Genomic DNA, 19,228 nt, shown 5'->3' on the forward strand with positions numbered 1-19,228 from the left:
GCTCGTCAAGCACCCTTGTATTGCGACCAAAAGTCGTTCCACTCATCCAGGCTTTGCTGGACCGGGAGTTCGCGGTACTTGATGCGACCATCGCGGATGTCGTCCATGACATTGCGCTGACCGAGCACCATGCCTTGGCGCCTGGCTTCGTCGGGATCGGTGCGGTTGAGCAGCTCCCAGCCTTTTTTGCTCGGGATGAGCGCTGGGTAGGCGGCCATCTTCGCCGACTTGACCTGGCCTTCCGGTGAGGTGATGTACTGGATGAACTTCTTCGCCAGATCCGGGCTGTGTGCTTTCCTGGCGATGCAGTAAGACTCCGTCCATTGCAACCCGCCCTCCTTTGGCAGCACGGTTTTCACCGGTGCGCCGGCGCGTTGTAAAACGCCGGTGATCCAGTCACCTATGCCACACATGGCATGGATCTGCCCGTTCTTGAGCGAAGAAAAAGTCCCGCCATAATCGAAGAAGCCACCGACCTGCGGGCGCAGACTCATCATCTTCTGCTGGACGCTTTGCCAGTGCGCGACATCGATATCGTACGGGCGCGCATTACCGCCCATCAAACTGATCTGCCCGAGGTTAGGCAGGTGCCAGTCGAAGTGGCCGACCTTGCCCTTGAGGCTCTGGTCCCAGAACACGTCATAGCTCTGCACCTTGGCTTCGGGAACCTGTTGGGTGTTGTAGGCGATGCCGAGGAAGCCGAAGCGGATCAGCACCGAGTAGAGCTTGTCCCCCTGCCAATGGCCAGGGAAATGCTGGAACTCCGGGTAGAAGTCATCGAAGGGGTAGTCAGCGGGGTCGAGTGGCTCGATGTATTCGGCGGCATTGAGTTGCTGGACGTATTCGGCGTCGGACAAAATCAGATCGAATGTGCCGGGCGGGGATTGCGAGATCAGCCCCAGCATGTTGTCCCCACCGGTGTAGTACTTGGCCCGGACCTTGACCCCGTACATGCGCTCGAAATCGGCGACGATGTCCGGCTCGGCGTGTCCGGCCCATGCAAGGATGACCAGTTCCTTTTCCGCTGCGGCAATGCTTCTCAAGGGCAGCAAGCCGGACAGCGCTGCGGTGCCAGCCAGGATGCCGGTGGTCTTGAGGAAGGTACGGCGTGAATGGTCGATGCGAATTTTCATTATTGTCTCGCCCTGGGTGATGAAATTGTCCCCTGCCTGCTGTCGCTGCCAACCACACGCGTCATTCGCTGGCTGGATGCATTGCAGCAGTTCGCCATCACCCGTTTTTGTGCGCGCCCGACCTGGACTTTGTCAGACCCGACCTCCATCCCCATCAAAAGCGGCACACCCCTATCCGATAATCGGACATAAATGACAAACCATAGGGTGTTTTGTCATTTACGGGTCGGATTTAGACAATTCGGTGCCCCCACCCTCTGATCGAATTGCTGCATGCACCGCCTTCGATTCCTGCAAGCCAAAGGGCCGCTTTAACGGCAGGTAAACACCCCATCCCGCGGCTAACAACCAGCAAGCCATCAACCACTTTCCAAGGGTCTGTAGATGAACAACAGTGTCGTAATTGGAGAACTCACCTGGCCGGAGTACGCAGAGAAGGTCGCCACTGGCTGCCCTATCTTTCTGCCAGTGGGAGCACTGGAGCAGCATGGACATCACATGTGCATGGAGGTCGATGTACTGCTGCCTACCGCGATCTGCAAGGCAGTCGCGCAACAGGTCAACGGCCTGGTGCTGCCTGCCCTGGCCTACGGCTACAAGTCCCAGCAGAAATCAGGCGGCGGCAACCATTTTCCTGGAACCACCAGCCTCGATGGCGCCACGCTGACCAGTACCGTGCAGGACATCATCCGCGAACTTGCACGCCATGGTGCCCGCAAACTGGTGATGATGAACGGTCACTTCGAAAACTCGATGTTCATTGTCGAGGGCATAGACCTTGCCCTGCGAGAACTGCGCTACGGTGGCATCAGTGACTTCAAGGTAGTCGTACTGTCCTACTGGGACTTCGTCAACGATCCGGCCGTCATCGAAAAGCTCTACCCCGATGGATTCCTCGGCTGGGATATCGAACATGGCGGTGTTTTCGAAACGTCGCTGATGCTGGCCCTTCACCCCGACAAGGTCGATTTGAACCGCGCGGTTGACCACCCTCCCGCCACCTTCCCGCCTTACGACGTCTTCCCCGTCATCCCGGAGCGCACACCCGCCTGCGGAACACTGTCATCTCCCAAAGGCTCCAGTCGCGAGAAAGGCGAGCTGATTCTCGAAGTCTGCGTCTCGGGCATCAGCACCGCTGTGCGCGAAGCTTTTGATTTGGACACCTGACGAACATACGGACGTGCCGAACCAAGTATCCACGGTTAATGCTTCCCCCTCCCCAAGTACAATAAAAAGGGTAAGTCTCATGTCCAGCAGCTCAACCTTGGCCCCAGGCCTCAAGCAGCGTCACGTCACCATGCTGTCCATTGCCGGTGCCATAGGCGCCGGCCTGTTCATCGGTTCAGGACACGCCATCGCCTCGGCGGGGCCCGCCGCCATCCTGGCGTATATTTTTTCCGGCACTTTGGTCGTGCTCGTGATGCGCATGCTCGGCGAGATGGCCGTAGCGTCGCCCGATACAGGATCGTTTTCGACCTACGCCGAGCGGGCGATGGGACGCAGTGCCGGCTTCACCATCGGCTGGCTGTACTGGTGGTTCTGGGTGCTGGTCATTCCGATTGAAGCCATCGCCGCTGCCGCCATCCTGCATGCCTGGTTTCCCTCCATTCAGACCTGGGAGTTCGCGATTGCAGTCACCGGCCTGCTGACGTTGACCAACCTGTTCAGTGTCGCCCGGTACGGAGAGTTCGAGTTCTGGTTCGCCATGCTCAAAGTCATCGCGGTGCTGGGGTTTATCGCGCTTGGCGCGCTTGCCCTGGTGGGCGGATTACCGGATACGACGGTCAGTGGTGTCGTTCAATTAAGCCATGAGTTTGGCGGTTTCATGCCCAATGGCATGACCGCTGTCGTCGGTGCGATGCTCACCACGGTGTTCAGCTTCATGGGCACGGAAATTGTCACCATTGCCGCTGCCGAATCGCAAAACCCCTCAAAACAGATCACCCGCGCGACCAACTCCGTCGTCTGGCGAATGGGTATTTTCTATATCGTCTCGGTGTTCCTCATCATCTCCATTGTCCCCTGGAACGACCCCATGCTCATGGAAGTCGGTTCGTACCAGAGGGCGCTCGAGTTGATGAACATTCCACACGCGAAAATGATCGTCGATATCGTCGTGCTGATTGCTGTAGCCAGCTGCCTCAACTCAGCCATCTATACCGCGTCACGCATGGTCTACTCCCTGAGCAAACGCGGTGATGGCCCGCGAGTACTGCAGAAGACTTCTGCTTCTGGAGTGCCCTTTGTGGCGGTGCTGGCCAGTACGGCGGTAGGTTTCCTGACCACGGCACTCAATTACTTTGCACCCGATGAGGTGTTCTCCTTCCTCCTGGCCAGCTCCGGGGCTGTTGCGCTGTTGGTCTATCTGGTGATTGCCGTTTCGCAACTGGTACTGCGTAAAAAGATGAATGCTTCGGGACAACCGATCGCCTTCAAGATGTGGTTTTTCCCCTGGCTCAGCTACCTGGTCATCGCCTGCATCTTGAGTATCCTGGTGGTCATGCTGATCTTGCCGCAGCACCGCATGGAGGTTATTGCGACGGGTGCGCTGACCCTGTCCATCGTCTGTATGGGTGCAATCTTTAACGCCAGGAAGAAGACCGTGCAGGTCCTCGACATTGCGCAAACCGAAAATGCTTAAGCGCAATCCCCGATAGCAACACTCATCCTCGTTCACCTCTTTCCGGCCGCTCGCCACCACGGAGCGGGCCGGTTTTTTTTGTTGATCACCCATGCCTTATTTCCCCACGTTTTCCGCGCCCCCTTCAGACAATCCAGACTCATGGCATCTTGCGTGCATATTTCTTTCGTCACGGCCTGTTGACCGGACACTCGGTGTAAAATCCTGAAACCTGTAGACAGGGCTTACAATCACAAGAACGAGATGACGTTTCCCGTAACGGCAGCTTGCCGCGGAGCACGTCACTGATGCAGTTGAGGAGCGGTAATAATGGCGAAACTCCAGGTGGCGAAACCCGCCGCAGGACGCTCGGCGAATGAACAACAGCCAGTGAAGACCGTGGGTTTCCTGGTCATCCCCAACTTCACAACCATCGGCTTCGCCGCCGCCGTGGAAACCCTGCGCATGGCCAACCTGGCCGCGCGCAAACCGATGTTTCGTACAGTCATCATCGCCGCCAGCCTGGACCCGGTGGCGGCCAGCAACGGCATGCGCATCCTGCCCGACCACAGCATCACCGATGCACCAAAGCTGGACATGCTTTTCGTTGTCGGATCAAACCCGATCGTCTCCAATCACAGCAGCCGACCACTGCTCAATTGGCTACGCAAGCTGGCGCATGATCAGGTGCCACTGGGTGGGATTTGCACCGGCAGCCACTTGTTGGCCCGCGCCGATCTGCTCAAGGGCTATCGTTGCACGATTCACTGGGAAGACATCGAAGCACTGAAGGAACGCTTCCCGGGGATCATCATTTCCAACCAGCTGTTCGAGCTGGACCGTGATCGCTATACCTGCTCCGGTGGCGTGGCTTCCATGGACATGACCCTGCAGTTGATCGCCCGCGAACCCGGTGGTCGGGACATCGCTGCCCACACCGCCGAGTTGCTTTTGTGTGATCGGATCAGGGGGGCGCAGGAACAACAGCGTGTGCCCCTGCGGCAGAAGCTGGGCACCTCGCAGCCCAAGCTCAGCCAGATAGTGGCGATCATGGAAGCCAATCTTGAGGAGCCGGTGGGCCTTGAGGAGCTCGCACGGTTGAACGAGGTGTCGGTGCGCCAGCTGGAACGTTTGTTTCACAAGCACCTGCAACGCACGCCGAGTCAGTACTACCTGGAGTTGCGCCTTGCACGGGCGCGACAGCTGTTGCTGCGCAGCGAATCGCAGGTACGTGACATCGCCCTCGCCTGCGGCTTCGTTTCGCCGGCGCATTTCTCCAAATGCTACAGCCGATTCTTCGGTGTATCGCCTATTGGTGAGCGCAAGCAGGTGGCTGCGGTGCACTGATTCAATATTGATGTTGGCTGGACTGGCCCCTTCGCGAGCAGGCTCGCTCCCACATTGAACCGCGTCCTCCTGGACAACTCGGTCAACTGTGGGAGCGAGCCTGCTCGCGATGGCTTACTCAAGAACACTCAAGACATCAGTCCTGCAAAGCCTTATGCGCCGTCTCCCGACTCGCCAGCATGGCAATCAACGCCACCGCCGCAGCCGCCAGAAGATACCAGGCAGGGGCCATTTTGTTGCCGGTCAGTTGGATCAGCCAGGTCGCGATAAACGGCGCGGTGCCGCCGAACACCGCGTTGGCGATGTTGAAGCTGAAGGCAAAGCCGCTGAAGCGTACGCGAGTGGGGAATATCTCGGCGAGAAAGCACGGCAAGGTGCCGTCGTTCATCGCCAGGATCGCGCCAAACGCAATCTGGATCATCAGAATTACAATCAGGGGCTGATTCTCCAACATCCCGAACAGCGGAAATGTCAGCGCCAGGAACAATACCGAAGCGGTCACCAGCATGGTCTTGCGGCCGAATCGGTCCGACAGCTTGCCCATCAGGAAAATCAACCCGATATAGGTCGCCAGTGACACCGTCGACGCCAGGAACGAATCACTTTCGCTCATGCCCATTTCGGTGGACAGGTAGGTTGGCATGTAGCTGAGCAACAGGTAAAACGCCACGGCATTCAGGCAGGTAGCGCCGATCCCGATCATAACGCTGCGTCGGTGCACGGTCAGCAATTCGCGAACCGGAGCATGGGTCGCGCACTCCTTCGCTTCAAGGCGTTTTTCCATCTCCAGGAACTTGGGCGTGTCTTGCAAACTCATGCGGATATAGCGCCCCACCAGCCCGAATGGCGCCGCCAGCAGAAAGGGTAGACGCCAGCCCCAGCTGTGCAGGTCCTCGACACTCATCCACGCATGCAGGCCGGCGACAAACACCGCACCAAACAGCAAACCCGCCGCCGTGCTCGCCGGGACAATGCTGGTGTACAAACCGCGCTGGCCCTCGGGCGCATACTCGGCGAGAAAGGCCGAAGCCCCGGCGTACTCACCTGAAGCTGAAAAGCCCTGGAACAAGCGAATCAGCAGCAACAAGGCCGGCGCCCACAAGCCGATATGGTTGTAGGTCGGCAGGATGCCGATGCAAAAGGTCGAGACAGACATGATCAGAATCGACCAGGACAGCGCACTGCGCCGCCCGTATCTGTCACCGAAATGCCCCCAGACCAGTCCCCCCAGCGGGCGGACGATGAACGACAGCGCGAACACTGCAAAAGTCGCCAGTAGCGCGGTCGCCTTGTCGGTTTGCGGAAAAAACGTCAGGGCGATGACGGTTGCCAGGTAGCCGTAGGCCGCATAGTCGAACCACTCGACGAAGTTGCCCATGAAGCTGGCACTGGCTGCGCGCCGCAGGGCCTTGCGTTCGGCCGTTTGTTCAAGTTTTTCTGCCATGGTTGGCGTCAGGCTTGAGGTTTGGGTGCTCATTGTGCACCTCCGGTGGTAGAGGTGCGGTTATCGAAATGAAAGGTCGGGACGTAGGACATGACAAAACCCTCTATTGTTTTACTTGGCAGGGTTAAGGCTCGGTAGATGCTGCGCGTTCTTGGGCACGCATGCGCCATTTTTTTCCGGTTTATCTCAGCCACCGGGAAGATTTTTCGCCAATCGTCAAAGCAAAACGCCGCACAGCTTCACTGTGCGGCGCAGGGCCTTACTTCTTGATGATGTTGTGTTCCGGGCCATACGGGAACTTGGTGATGTTTTCCCCGCCCTGCTCGTTGACGATCAGGATGTCGTGTTCACGATACCCGCCGGCACCTGGAAGGCCCTCGGGCAACATGATCATCGGCTCAATGGAGACCACCATCCCCGGCTCCAGCACGGTGTCGATGTCTTCGCGCAGTTCCAGTCCGGCTTCGCGGCCGTAATAGTGGCTCAGCGTGCCGAAGGAGTGGCCGTAACCGAAGGTGCGGTATTGCAGCAGGTCGTGCTCCAGGAAGATCTCGTTCAATTGCAGCGCGATATCGCAGCAGCGCATGCCCGGCTTGATCAGCTTCAGACCGGCCTCGTGCACTTTGACGTTAACTTCCCACAAGCGCAGATGCTCGTCGGAGCAATGGTCCAGAAACAATGTACGTTCCAGCGCGGTGTAGTAACCGGCGATCATCGGGAAGCAATTGAGGCTGAGAATGTCGCCCTTGTTGACCTTGCGCGACGTCACCGGGTTATGCGCGCCGTCGGTGTTGATGCCGGACTGGAACCAGGTCCAGGTGTCCATCAACTCGGAATCCGGGAAGGTGCGGGCAATTTCTCGCACCATGGCCTGGGTAGCGTGCAGGGCCACTTCGTATTCCGGAACCTGGTCACGCAATGCCTCGACGACGGCGGCACCACCGATGTCCGCGATCCGTGCACCATGACGAATGATCGCGTGTTCTTCAGCGGACTTGATCATGCGCATGCGCATGCACGGTGCGGCGATATCCACCAGTTCAGCCTGCGGATAGCGGCTGGCGAGCTTGTCGCGATTGAGCAAGTTCAGATGGTCGAACTCGATACCGATGCGCCCGGCCTTGGGCAAGGCCTGCTGGATCGCGACGAAGTAGTTATCGCGCTGCCAGTCCGTGTAGACGATATTTTCAGTGCCGACGGTACGGCGCCATGGCTGACCGCCGTCGATGTTGGCGCTGATGGTCACCGCGCTGTCCTGGGTCACGACCAGCGCGTACTGACGCCCGAAGGAGCAGTACAGGAAATCGCTGTAGTAGTTGATGTTGTGATAGGACGTGAAGACGGCCGCGTCGATATTGTTCTGCGCCAGGTAAGCCCGCAATTTGGCTTGGCGGTTGGCATATTCTTGGGCCGAGAACGTCGGACTTACCTTTTCGCCGTTCTTGATCTGGATGGTTTTCGGCATTTGCATGTCATTTATCCTTGTCATTGATTGAGCTACAGGAGGCGCCAATCTGGCGGGCCGCTGAAGATCATTCGAACAGATGCAAGGTGAGGTTTTTTGCGCGAATCCGACCTGTAATTGGTCATATCCGCTGTTTGCGAAAGCGTCCCCTCGGGGTTTTGCGCACAAAAAAGCCCCCGGCAAGCGCGGTAAAAGCCGCTTGGCGGGGGCATTGGCAAATGGGTAGCGCGGTCAGTGAGGGAACGACGGCAGGACGACTGGAACTGCTCGCGATGAGGCCGGCGCATTCAACATTGATGCCCGCTGACTCGGCGCCTTCACCCCCATATGGTCGCGAGGATGCGCACCGAAGTACTGGCGATAGCAGCGAAAGAAATGTTGCAGCGAGACGAAACCGCACGCCCTGGCGACATCCGACAGCGACCGCTCGCCGGCATGCAACAACTGCCGCGCCTGTTGAAGCCGCAAGTCCAAGTAGTGTCGGGATGGCGAACAACCCAGGCTACGCTTGAACAGCCGCTCCAGATGGCGACGGGAAATGCCCATGGTCTCGGCCAGTTCATCGATACCCAGCGTTCGGCTCAAGTGCTCGCTCATCAAAGCCAGGGTTGCCTGAAGTTTTTCCGGGGCATCCTGCACGGGCAGTAGGGGCCGGGCCTGGCGTGCTGCATGCTTTGCCATCCGTAGTATCAAGCCACGACCGTGGTACCTTGCGAGAAGCTCGTGCATCAACCCTTGAACAGCCTGCGGGCCGACACACGTCAGGCGTTGGCGGTCGACGCAGAACGGCGCAGCCACCGGTGTCAACTTGCTGAAAGCGGCAAACTCCAGTGATGCAGCGGGCTTTGGCAAGCTGCAACGGACACCCTCCAGGGCACCAATTTGCGCCAGCAGCCAGCCTGCCTCGCCCAATGCCCCGAGGCTGATCGGTTGCGCCGCCCAGTGGCTCAACTGCTGGCGCATGTCTGGATCAAGACGCAGGTTATCGCCACCACAGAGGATCAACACATCGAACGGTTGCCACTGACCCAGTCGAGCGGCGGCGGTTGCGATGCCGTTACTGGCGTTCAGTTGCTGTCTGTCCAGGCTCAGCATTTGCCACTGGCAAACATCGTACCCTGCCAACTGGTTGGCCAGGCGCAGTGGCTCCAGTGCATTGGCCAAGGTGTACATATCAAAGGCTTCCGTCAACCAGAAGCCAATACGCAGCATCGGCGGTCGTGGCCGTTCGGATTCAGTCAATTGCAGCATGTCCTGCTCTCCCGTCGATCAAGGTCACTCAACACTCGATGGCGCTGACCGCCAATCCGCCACGGGAGGTCTCTTTGTATTTGTCATGCATGTCGGCACCGGTATCGCGCATGGTGCGGATGACCCGGTCCAGCGAAATGAAATGCGTACCGTCACCGCGCAACGCCATCTGTGCGGCATTGATCGCTTTCACCGCTGCGATGGCGTTGCGCTCGATGCAGGGTACCTGCACCAGGCCACCGACAGGGTCACAGGTCAGCCCAAGGTTGTGTTCCAGACCAATTTCCGCAGCGTTTTCCACCTGCTCGGGACTGGCGCCGAGAATTTCTGCCAGGCCGGCAGCGGCCATCGCGCAAGCCGAACCGACTTCGCCCTGGCAACCCACTTCAGCCCCGGAAATCGAGGCATTGCGTTTGCACAGTATGCCCACCGCGGCAGCGGCGAGTAAGTAGTCCACGACATCGCTGTCCCTGGCCTCGGGGCAGAACTTCATGTAGTACTGCAATACCGCCGGAATAATCCCTGCCGCGCCGTTCGTGGGGGCGGTCACCATGCGCCCGCCGGCCGCGTTTTCTTCATTGACTGCCAAGGCGAACAGATTCACCCACTCCATGGCGTTCAACGTCGAACCGATGACATTCGGCTTGCCGATTTCCAGCAGGCTGCGGTGCAGACGCGCCGCGCGGCGCTTCACATTCAACCCACCGGGCAAGACGCCTTCATGCGTGAGTCCGGCATCCACGCAAGTACGCATGGCCTGCCAGATCTGGCCCAGTCCCTCGCGGATGTCTTCTTCGCTGCGCCACACCCGTTCGTTCGCCAGCATCAGTTGGGATATCCGTAGCCCATGGACATTACACTGGTTCAACAATTGCGCAGCCGTGCTGAAATCATAGGGCAGCTCGCTCTTGTCCTGGTCAAGCTCGCCAGTAGCGGCTTGCCGTTGATCAACGACAAAGCCACCGCCGATGGAGTAGTAGGTTTCGCACAACAGGGGTTGGTCATCGGCAAATGCGCTCAACGTCATGGCGTTGGGATGGTATTCCAGGTTTTCTTCCAGCAATCGCATGTCCCTCTGCCAGATAAAAGGCACACGGAGCTCGCCGGCCAATAGCAGGTATTGCGTCTCGCGCAGTTCCAGCAAGCGTGGCTCGATCAGCAGCGGGTCGACCTTATCCGGCCATTCCCCCATCAACCCCATGATCACCGCTTTATCGGTGCCATGGCCGATACCCGTGGCCGATAGCGAACCATACAACCGCACTTCGATACGCTTCACTTGTGTCAGCATTTTCCGTTCGCGCAGGGCCTCGACAAACAGAGCCCCCGCACGCATTGGGCCGACGGTATGGGAACTGGAGGGGCCGACTCCAATCTTGAACAAGTCAAAAACACTGATAGCCATCGTCGATCTCCGTGCCGCTTCAGAGGTGTCAGGAATTCACCTGATTGTCGGCGTCAGGAGCCATCAAGATGTGTCAGATATCGACCCCTAAGTGCTCGTCAATACCAAATACGAGCTGGATGTGTTGCTACCAGGCGCTGAAGTGGTCCCCTTTAGTGCTTTCGCATACACCGCGCCAACCCCGGTTCAACGCTTTACTGCCACCCAGGTAAAACACATCGGCAACTGCGCCTCCTGCCCCTGGTAGCGATCATAGTGTTCTTCGCGATTGGAATGCGCATACTCCCTGAAATGGCTGATCTGCAGCCCCGCTTCGATGGCGCCGCTGAAGATCGCGCCCAAGGTGTGGATGAACCAGTAGGACGGGGCGGCCTGCTGCTCGACCTTGCCTTCGTAGACGATTGGCTGGTTCTGGACAAAGGGTTCGCGGCGAAAGTACGAACTGGCCAGGCTGTAGGGATCGGCTGCCTCGGGGTCGAACATTTCCAGGAACGGGTGGGTTTCGTAGATCACCAGGGCGCCACCGGGTTTGAGGGTTTGCGCCGCATGGCGAAAGAACTCGCCGATGTCCGGCATCCAGTTCAACACGCCGATGGTGACCAGGGCCACGTCGAAACGCCCCTGCAGTGTTTGTGGCAGGTGGTGAATGTCGGCCTCGATGAACTCAGGCCCATGGGGCGAGCGTGAAGCCAGTTCCCGCGCCTGTTCGAGAAACGCCGCGGACTGGTCGACCCCCACCACGTGTCGAGCCCCCAGGGCGAACAGCGACAGGCTTTCGCGGCCATTGTTACAGCCCAATTGCACCACGTCCTTGCCTGCGATGCCGACCTGGTTCAGCACCCCGGTCAGGGTTTCATCCAGGCAGGAAAAATCCGCGTGTTCCACAGCGCGCCAGTGCGCCTGCCATTCAGGGCTGTCCTTGTGGTGACGGGCGGAATCATTCCAGGCATCGCGGTTGCTGGCGATGGCTTGGTGTTTTGTCGGCATTTCCATTGCAGGCTCCGGCATTCGTTGTTGAATCGAGTGGCCGAGTCTAGATCACGCCTGCAAACGCCCCCATCGCCGCTGTGTAGCGTTTTTGTAACTCGCGCAGCGCCGACGTTCGCCCACGGGAACGCTATAGTTAGTACCCTTGGGGAAATGCGCGAAAACCGACACCGCAGGTGCTGCCATGAACACAACCGTACCCACGCTATTGCTTGCCCTGTGCCTGGCTGCCAGCTGTGCACAGGCGGACGACAGTGCGATGCAAACCGAAGAATCCAGCAGTGAATTCAATTACTACGGAGCGGACCAGCCCTTTGCCCATCCGGTACCTCCGACCCTGAGCACGGTACCGCCGGGATCCTACATCCCGACTTCGCCCCAGACATTCACCCCGGTTTCCAGCCAGCACGTGTTTTCCGATTCCCGATTGCCAACGGTGGCCGATACCACCGTTCGCGTGTTCATTCGCACCTATGACGCCGAGCACGGCGTCTATGTGAACCAGGAGGTCCTCGATCCGACGTGCATGCTGGCTTGCCGCAGCGGTCAGAACCCAGCCTTGTAGCAAGGCCGTGCCTGCCCTGAGACTGCTCCTCTACCACGACCGTTTGTCCGGGCGCGCCAGGCCGAGTTTCTCGATCCGGTAACGCAGCATGTCTCGGCTCAGGCCTAAAAGTCGTGCGGACTTGGTGACGTTCCAGTCGGTCTTGTCGAGCATCTTGCGCACCATGTCGCGCTCTACTTCCGGCAGGTTCATCGACTCAGTGCCGTTATGGGACGCACGCGGTTCGATCGGCGGCAACTCGTGGGTGAACATCGCCGGCTCATCCACCAGGCTCAGGCACACGTTCAACTGGTGCGCAGCAATGGTGTCGTGTTGCGCCAGCAGAACCGTCTGTTCAAGCATGTTGCGCAGTTCACGCACATTACCCGGCCAGGTGTAGTTGAGCAGCAACTCTTCGGCCTGGTCGCTGAAACGCAGGTGCGGCTTGCCGTAGCGTTTGCCATGGGATGCCAGGAAGTGCCGGGCCAGCAGCAGGATGTCCTCGCCACGGGCATACAGGCGCGGCACCTTGATCGAAATAATGCGCAGGCGGAAGAACAGGTCGCGGCGGAACTTGCCCTGCTGGACCATTTGCTCAAGGTTGCAATTGGTCGCGCTGATCACCCGCAGGTCGACCTTGCGCTCCTTCACCGAACCCACCCGGCGGATGGTCCGGTCCTCCAGCAGTTTCAGCAATTTGGCCTGCAGTATCAGGTCCATTTCGCCAATTTCATCGAGAAACAGTGTGCCGCCATCGGCCGCTTCCACCAGCCCCAGGCGACGGTCCTTGGCATCGGTGAAGGCGCCCTTCTCGTGCCCGAATAGCTCCGACTCCACCAGGTTGGAAGGAATCGAGGCGCAGTTGAATTCGATGAACGGCCCTTTGCTGCGCGGCCCGTCGAAATGCAGCGCCCGCGCGACCAGTTCCTTGCCGGTGCCGGTCTCGCCTTCCACCAGCACCGGCGGCAAGTCGGTGTTGGCCATGCGTCGCTCAGCGTCGAGCAGCTGCGCGATGGTGCCCTTGAGGTAGACCATCGGTGCCGATTCGCCAATCAAGGCCTGCACCCCGGATTTCTGTGCTTCACGCTCCTGATAGAACGACAGGGTGCGCTCCATCCGGTCGGTGGCCAGGGCCTTGTCCAGCAGCAGCTTGAGCTCCGGCAAGGCCACCGGTTTGGTGACGTAGTGGAACGCGCCCTCTTTCATCGCCACCACGGCGTCTTCGACGTTACCGTAGCCGGTCATCATGATCACTTTCAGATCCGGCGCGCTGATGCGCAGCTTCTGGATCAGGTCGTGACCACTCATGCCCGGCAACGAGTTGTCGGTCAGCACGACATCCGGAACGAAGGTACCCAACTGCGACAGTGCGTCTTCGGCCGAGTGGCAGACGGTCACTTCGAAGTTCTTACGCTCCAGGTAGGTCTGGATATTCTCGGCGAGCAGCTCATCATCCTCGACCAGCAGTATGCTGTGCTCCATATTCCCCTCCCGTTGCCACTTTGAAATTGAGACACACGCGGGTTCCTTCCTGCTCTTGGCTGGTCAACTCGACCGAGCCTTCGAATCGCTCCATTATTCTTTTGACCAGCGCAAGGCCCACGCCCAACCCCCCCTGTTTGGTGGTGAAGAACGGTTTGAAGACCATTTGCTGTTGCTGTTTGGTCATGCCCTTGCCAGTGTCGTTGAGCATCATGCGCACCTCACCGGGTGCCGGTGTTTCAACGTCGATACTCAATACGCCGCCCTTGGGCATGGCTTCCAGGGCGTTGGCGAACAGACTATTGAGAATCTGCGTGAGCAACACCTGCTGGCTGACGACCGGTGGAACCGTCATGGGCGTGAAGCGCACCTCGACGTTCGAACGCTGGATCTGCGGGGCGTAGGCGCTCAAGGTGTCGTCAATCGCGAGCACCAGGTCGACGGTTTCATGGTCGTCGTTAACCGGGCGCAAGGACACCAGTAACTCACGGACCCAGCGCGACATGCGATCGACCTGGCTGATGATGTCGCCGATGTTCTTCTGCGCGGTCTGGCTGGCGATTTCCTGGGCCAGCTCGGCGCTGGAGCGAATGTTCGCCAGCGGATTGCGCAGGCTATGGGCGACCGCCGAGGACATTTCCCCCAGGGCGACGAAGGTTTCGTTGGCCACCAGTTGTTTCTGCTGGCTGTGCAACAGCAGGGCCGCACGCCGCACGATCCAGAACAATCCCAGGTAGATGACCGCTCCGCCGAGCAGGGTGGTCAGCCAGATCGCCCTGAACCCGCGCTGGATACGCTCCACCAGGTCCACCGGCTCCTTGTAGATCTCGACCATGGCGACCACTTTGCTTTTATCGGCGTTGAACATCGGAATGTAGTTCTCGACGAACAGGTATTGCGGTTCATGCAGCAGCCGTTGCTCGGGGCGCTCCTCGTCGATCTCATGGTAGCTGGTGGACACCGCTGCCTTCATTTCAAAGGACTCGTCGAGTTCCTCGTCGTTGTCGATGCGCACCCCGATCAGCTCGGGGTTGGTCGACCAGACCACGGTGCGGTCCAGGGCGTAAACCGTGGCCAGGAGGATGTCTGGCAGGTGTTCGACATGATCGAGGAACTCGATACGGGCAGCCGCGCGAGCGCCCGGATCGACGTCGGGATAGGCCGCGTCAGCGCGTGGGTCAAGCATTTCGCCCATGGTTCGGTTCGGCGAAATCGAGGCGTGGCGAATTTCGGCCGCGCCAATGGCTTGCACGAATTGTGCGGTCAGCATGGAGTCACGCTCGATGCTCTCCTCGACCACAAAGCGCGTGGAAATGTAGCCCAGCCCCAAGGCCACGCCGGCAATGATGAAAAAACTCGCCAGGGAAAACCAGCGCACCAGGTTGAATGGCGATCGCCAATCCTTGCCCTCTGTCGCCGACGTAACCGGCGCAGGTACTTGTGGTGATTCCAGTATCTGCATGGGAGGTCCCGGTTGCTTGAATCAAGCGTTTTCCAGCCGCATTCCCGATCAGTGTAGGTGGCATTGACCGTCACTGGCTGCCCAATAAAACTATTTCGCCACTACTGCACCCGCGCCTTGTCGGGTACCGCGATTGCTTGTTGATGTTGCGGTTCCTCGGCGCCGACAGTCAGCGGTGTGAGCAACGGCTGCTGGCGGTCGGTTTCTGCCTGCAGGAACTCGATGATCGACTGTACCGAGCGCTCATCCAGGCGCAGGTTGGGCATCGGGATCTTGTCGAAGCGCTCGAACAACGCCGTCGCAATCGGGTCTTTCTCGGCCAGCATGCGGTCGGGCTCGCGAATCCAGCGGTTCAGCCAGGCGGGATCGCGCTGGCGGGTCACGCCAACCAGATCCGGACCGATGCTGCGCATGCCGATGCCCTGCCCGTCCATCGGACCGAGGCTGTGGCACGAGGCGCAACGGGTGCGGAACAATTCTTCGCCGTTACTCGGCGGGCGGATTTCGGGGGCATTGGCGTAGCTTTCACCAACGCTCGGCTGTTTCCAGTTATGCAAGGTGTTGGCCAATTGGTCGGCCAGGATCCAGGGGTTCTCGAAGGGTGAGGCTTTCATCCAGCGACCGGTTTGCTGGTTGCCGACAATCAGGCTCAGGTTGTGGTCCTTGGTGCGGCCGTTGTCGACACCTTCGATGAACAACCCGAGCTTTTGCCGCAACTCGGTGACGTCGGCGAACTCCCCGGTAAGAAACTGCCAGCCTGGCCCCACCTGAAAACGTTGCGCGTAGGCCTTGAGCACGGCGGGTGTATCGCTCAAGGGGTCGATGCTGATGGAGTAGAAGAAGATGTCCTTGCCGACCCGGTCGCCGAGTAGTTTCTGCACCTGGCGCAGGCGCGCGGTTTCCAGCGGGCAGGAGTCGCTGCACGACGTGAAGATGAAATTGATCACCACCACCTTGCCCTTGATCAGGTCATCGAAAAAATGCACCTGCCGACCGTCCTGGTCGGTCAGCAGGGTGTTGGGGAAATAGTCGCCTCCCCACGGGGTGGCTGGTTCGGCAACAGCAGCAGAGGCAGGGGAAACCGGAGCGGGTGTCGACGGTACCGGATTGGCGACCAGCAGCCGGCTGGCCAGCAGGCCGGTGACCAATATCAGCACCAGGTGCATGCCCAGTGCTTGCGCACGTGCGGTAGGCAACTTCATGTCGACACCCTCGCGGTTCATGGTTTGACCGTCACTTTTGGACCGAAGCCGTCGCCAGTGCGGAAGGTTGGCAGTGCGGCGGAGTTCACGTAGCTCACTCCGTCCCAACTGGGCAGCGGCGTCGGCATCAACTGCAATTGCCCCGGTTTCTCAAGGTCCCAACGCAGCAGCATGGAGTTGTCCTCGTGCTGGGTGTTGTGACAGTGCTCCATGTAGGTCCCGGCAAATTCACGGAAGTTGATCGCCATCTCGACGCTGTCCAGCCCATCCTTTTCCGAGCCGATGCGATACACGTCCTTGCGTGCCCATTTTTCCCATTCCGGTGGCGCCTTGCCGCCGCGGCTGAGGATGATCCCCTCCTCGAAGTGCACATGCACCGGGTGGCTCCAGCCCGTACCGCCGGCCTTGATGTTCCACACTTCCAGGGTGCCGTAGCCCGCAACCCCGGCATCGGTCGGTCCGCTGGCCAACTGGGTCGAGGCGTTCAGGCGCCGAGGGTCCATATGGAAACCGAAGCCGCCATCGGTCTTGACCGTCCAGGGCGCTTCATCGGTGCCGTCGGAGCGGCCGAAGGTGAAGGTGCGATGGCGGGCCTTGGCCAGCAGCGCCTTGTCGGCGGCGTTGTCGCGATGAATCTTCAGCGGGATCATCACCAGGCCTTCAGCCTTGCCCGGCTTGGCCGGTTCGTAGGCGGCCGGGTCCATGGCCAGGTCCTGGCCGGTGTACGGCTTGACGTTGAGTTGCAACACCTTGCCCACCGCCGGGTCACCCTTGTCCCACATCGGCCCTTTGCTGGTTTGCTTGATCACCGCCTTGTAGTTTTCCGAGAGCACGTCCGCCAGCGACACCGGTTCTTTCGGCCCCTTGCCATCGTCATGCACCAGCAGGTTGACGAAGAACAGCTTGTCCCCGGGCTTGATGCCGTTCTTCGCGAAGTTGACGATGATGTCGAAGCGCTCGGCGATGCCCTGGGTTGGCAGGATGGCGTTGTGGTTCTGTTTGTCGCCGTCGGCGTCGAGGTCCATGCTGCCGTCGAATGGCACGCTGTGCTCCATGATGTTGCCGTCGTTGGCAATCATGTGGAACGGCACGCGGGCATAGGACACACCCGAACCCTTGGGCCCCTGGAACTCGCCGCTGGTGCCTTTGATTTCACGCACCAGCGCCAGTTTGAAGTAGCGCGATACCGAGCCGTTGAGCATACGGAAGCGATAGCTGCGGGCGCGTACATCCAGGCTCGGTTTCCACTGCCAGTTGACAAGCACCTGGTCACCGAGGAAGCCATCGGTGTTGAAGGGGTTGAACCACAGCTGGCCATTGGCGTCCCAGGCCTTGTCGGCGAACACCAGGTTGACGTCGTAGTCGCGGTTGCCCCAAGGCAAGGCGCTGCCGCTGGGGAAACGCAGGTTGACGCCGTCGTTCACCGATTCATTGCCGCGGTCCAGGGCGCTGTAGTAGTTCATCATCGCCGCGTTGCCCTTGTAGACGTTCTGCGCGGTGAAATCGAGCATGTGGTCGTGGAACCAGTGGGTGCTCATGGTTTCGCGCCAGTCGCCACGGATCTTGATCGTGCCGTTCTCGCAGGTCTTGCGGCCCGGGCTCATGTCATTGGTCCACAGGGTTTCGCCCGGCGAGCAAGGGAACGCCGCGCGCGGGTCATGGGCGTCGGTGTTGATGCTGTCGTAACCGGCCAACTGGATCGGCCAGCGATAGTCGTAGTACTGCCCGGGGAAGAAAAACGCGTTGGCATAACCGTCGCTTTCCGCTGGCGCGTGGCCGTTGTGTTCGTGGGTACTGATGGTGTGCAGGCCAAAGCCCATGTTGGCCGACGGATCGATCGGCAAGCCGTTGTAGTGGCGCATCAGCAACGGTTGGCCATAGCGCACCATCAGCAGTTTGGGCGGCAGCGTGCCGTCGAAGGTCCAGACCGAGTTGTGGTTCTGCACCGGCATGTTGGGGTGAAAGCGTGTATCGACACCCTTGGCCGTACCGTCCGTGGCCGGTACGCCGGCGACGTTGTGGTACAGGCCACCGGGGCCGAACTCGCCCACGGCGTAGCCGTGCATCTGCCGGGCGTCACGCAAGCCACCGTTGATCCGCGCGCCGGTCTGCACGGTCTTGTAGGCGTTTTGCGGATAGAACTCATTCCAGCGCTGATGTGACCAGCCCTTTCCTGGCGGACGACCTTCAGCGGATGAGCCAATACGGCGATTGAGGAAGTATTCGATCTGCGCCTGCCACGGGTTGCGATCCACCACGTTGGCGTACTGGCTGGGGAACGGGGTCAATCCTGGTTGCCGCAGGAAGGCATCAAGCGCAGGTCCCGGTGGTGCGCTGCGGGCCGCGCTGCTGGGGTCTTGCGCCGGTAACGGGCCGATGGCCGCCGCTGGAAACGGCAAGGGTGCCGCCGGTGTGGTGGGGTCGAGTTTTTCCGGGCCGAATTCTTCGAACAACAACAGTTGCTGGGTGAACGGCTGGGCGTTGAACAGTGGGCTCGGCTTACCGTTGGTGGGGTAGTTGAAACTGGTCTGCATGGCAGGCGGCAGGACGTTTTCCACCCGTTCGGTATCGCGTGAGCCCTTGACCCCGTCGGGCAGATCGAAGGCATCCTCGTTGGCATCGGGCATGGTCAGGATGGCGTTCAACGCCCCTGCCCGGTCTTCCGGTTCATCGTAATAGGCAGAGGGATCAGTCGGCTCCGGCTGTCGCTCATCGTCTATGGGGCTGGCACGCAAGGTCCCTGTGCTGAGTGTCATCGCCAAGGCGACGCTCAATGGCGTCAACAGACCAAACCATTTCAAGGGGTGCCGCGCTTTTGTGTCCATCACCAGCCGCCTCGTATATATGAAGGGGGTGATGGGGGTTTTGCAAGGAGTCGGCCAAATT

General features: G+C 59.7%; 15 protein-coding genes. 5 read left to right on the forward strand and 10 right to left on the reverse strand.

What is annotated here, in order from left to right; translation table 11 throughout:
* Positions 1 to 5 precede the first annotated feature (5 nt).
* Positions 6 to 1,133, reverse strand: coding sequence for an extracellular solute-binding protein (locus tag AC3WWR_RS19025; RefSeq protein WP_020796251.1), 1,128 nt, complete (start codon positions 1,131 to 1,133; stop codon positions 6 to 8).
* Between AC3WWR_RS19025 and AC3WWR_RS19030 the strand changes: the two genes are divergently transcribed.
* From AC3WWR_RS19030 to cahR, 4 genes are all read left to right on the forward strand, one after another.
* Positions 1,113 to 1,325 (forward strand): hypothetical protein, encoded by a 213-nt coding sequence (locus AC3WWR_RS19030; RefSeq protein WP_020796252.1) that lies wholly within the window; start codon positions 1,113 to 1,115, stop codon positions 1,323 to 1,325. The two genes, AC3WWR_RS19025 and AC3WWR_RS19030, sit on opposite strands and share 21 nt — an antisense overlap.
* Before the next feature lie 192 nt (positions 1,326 to 1,517).
* The gene (locus tag AC3WWR_RS19035; RefSeq protein ID WP_020796250.1) at positions 1,518 to 2,300 is read left to right on the forward strand and encodes a creatininase; all 783 of its coding nucleotides are present in this window, start codon (positions 1,518 to 1,520) and stop codon (positions 2,298 to 2,300) included.
* A 79-nt stretch (positions 2,301 to 2,379) separates the two neighbouring features.
* The gene (gene gabP, locus AC3WWR_RS19040) at positions 2,380 to 3,774 is read left to right on the forward strand and encodes a GABA permease (protein WP_020796249.1); all 1,395 of its coding nucleotides are present in this window, start codon (positions 2,380 to 2,382) and stop codon (positions 3,772 to 3,774) included.
* Positions 3,775 to 4,083: 309 nt separating this feature from the next.
* Positions 4,084 to 5,100 carry a transcriptional regulator CahA gene (gene cahR, locus AC3WWR_RS19045; RefSeq protein WP_020796248.1) on the forward strand — a complete coding sequence of 339 codons (1,017 nt, stop codon included), beginning with the start codon at positions 4,084 to 4,086 and terminating at the stop codon, positions 5,098 to 5,100.
* A gap of 136 nt (positions 5,101 to 5,236) precedes the next feature.
* Here cahR and AC3WWR_RS19050 read toward each other — a convergent pair whose 3' ends face one another.
* From AC3WWR_RS19050 to AC3WWR_RS19070, 5 genes are all read right to left on the reverse strand, one after another.
* Positions 5,237 to 6,577, reverse strand: coding sequence for an MFS transporter (locus AC3WWR_RS19050; RefSeq protein WP_492598951.1), 1,341 nt, complete (start codon positions 6,575 to 6,577; stop codon positions 5,237 to 5,239).
* A 226-nt stretch (positions 6,578 to 6,803) separates the two neighbouring features.
* Positions 6,804 to 8,015 carry a creatinase gene (gene creA / locus AC3WWR_RS19055; protein ID WP_020796246.1) on the reverse strand — a complete coding sequence of 404 codons (1,212 nt, stop codon included), beginning with the start codon at positions 8,013 to 8,015 and terminating at the stop codon, positions 6,804 to 6,806.
* A gap of 225 nt (positions 8,016 to 8,240) precedes the next feature.
* Complete coding sequence (locus AC3WWR_RS19060; RefSeq protein WP_083348806.1) at positions 8,241 to 9,260, reverse strand: GlxA family transcriptional regulator; 1,020 nt, start codon at positions 9,258 to 9,260, stop codon at positions 8,241 to 8,243.
* 28 nt (positions 9,261 to 9,288) lie between these two features.
* Positions 9,289 to 10,665, reverse strand: coding sequence for an L-serine ammonia-lyase (locus AC3WWR_RS19065; protein ID WP_083348805.1), 1,377 nt, complete (start codon positions 10,663 to 10,665; stop codon positions 9,289 to 9,291).
* 186 nt (positions 10,666 to 10,851) lie between these two features.
* Positions 10,852 to 11,658: a class I SAM-dependent methyltransferase gene (locus tag AC3WWR_RS19070; protein ID WP_492598952.1), complete on the reverse strand. Its 807-nt coding sequence runs from the start codon at positions 11,656 to 11,658 to the stop codon at positions 10,852 to 10,854.
* 178 nt (positions 11,659 to 11,836) lie between these two features.
* On the opposite strand from AC3WWR_RS19070, the gene AC3WWR_RS19075 reads away from it, so the two are divergent.
* Positions 11,837 to 12,217: a hypothetical protein gene (locus AC3WWR_RS19075; RefSeq protein ID WP_168757854.1), complete on the forward strand. Its 381-nt coding sequence runs from the start codon at positions 11,837 to 11,839 to the stop codon at positions 12,215 to 12,217.
* Positions 12,218 to 12,247: 30 nt separating this feature from the next.
* On the opposite strand, the gene AC3WWR_RS19080 is transcribed toward AC3WWR_RS19075, so the two are convergent.
* The 4 genes from AC3WWR_RS19080 to AC3WWR_RS19095 all read right to left on the reverse strand — a co-directional run bounded on the left by AC3WWR_RS19080 (position 12,248) and on the right by AC3WWR_RS19095 (position 19,167).
* Complete coding sequence (locus AC3WWR_RS19080) at positions 12,248 to 13,678, reverse strand: sigma-54-dependent transcriptional regulator (RefSeq protein ID WP_492598953.1); 1,431 nt, start codon at positions 13,676 to 13,678, stop codon at positions 12,248 to 12,250.
* Positions 13,647 to 15,140, reverse strand: a complete 1,494-nt coding sequence (locus AC3WWR_RS19085) for a sensor histidine kinase (RefSeq protein ID WP_083348801.1) — start codon at positions 15,138 to 15,140, stop codon at positions 13,647 to 13,649. Before AC3WWR_RS19085 ends, AC3WWR_RS19080 begins: the two co-directional genes overlap by 32 nt.
* Positions 15,141 to 15,241: 101 nt before the next feature.
* A complete protein-coding gene (locus AC3WWR_RS19090; RefSeq protein WP_225441902.1) occupies positions 15,242 to 16,342 on the reverse strand; it encodes an SCO family protein in 1,101 nt (366 codons plus the stop codon).
* 17 nt (positions 16,343 to 16,359) lie between these two features.
* Positions 16,360 to 19,167: a multicopper oxidase domain-containing protein gene (locus tag AC3WWR_RS19095; RefSeq protein ID WP_432669408.1), complete on the reverse strand. Its 2,808-nt coding sequence runs from the start codon at positions 19,165 to 19,167 to the stop codon at positions 16,360 to 16,362.
* Between the last annotated feature and the right edge of the window lie 61 nt (positions 19,168 to 19,228).

It is taken from the genome of Pseudomonas sp. EB271-G4-1 (assembly GCF_058791355.1).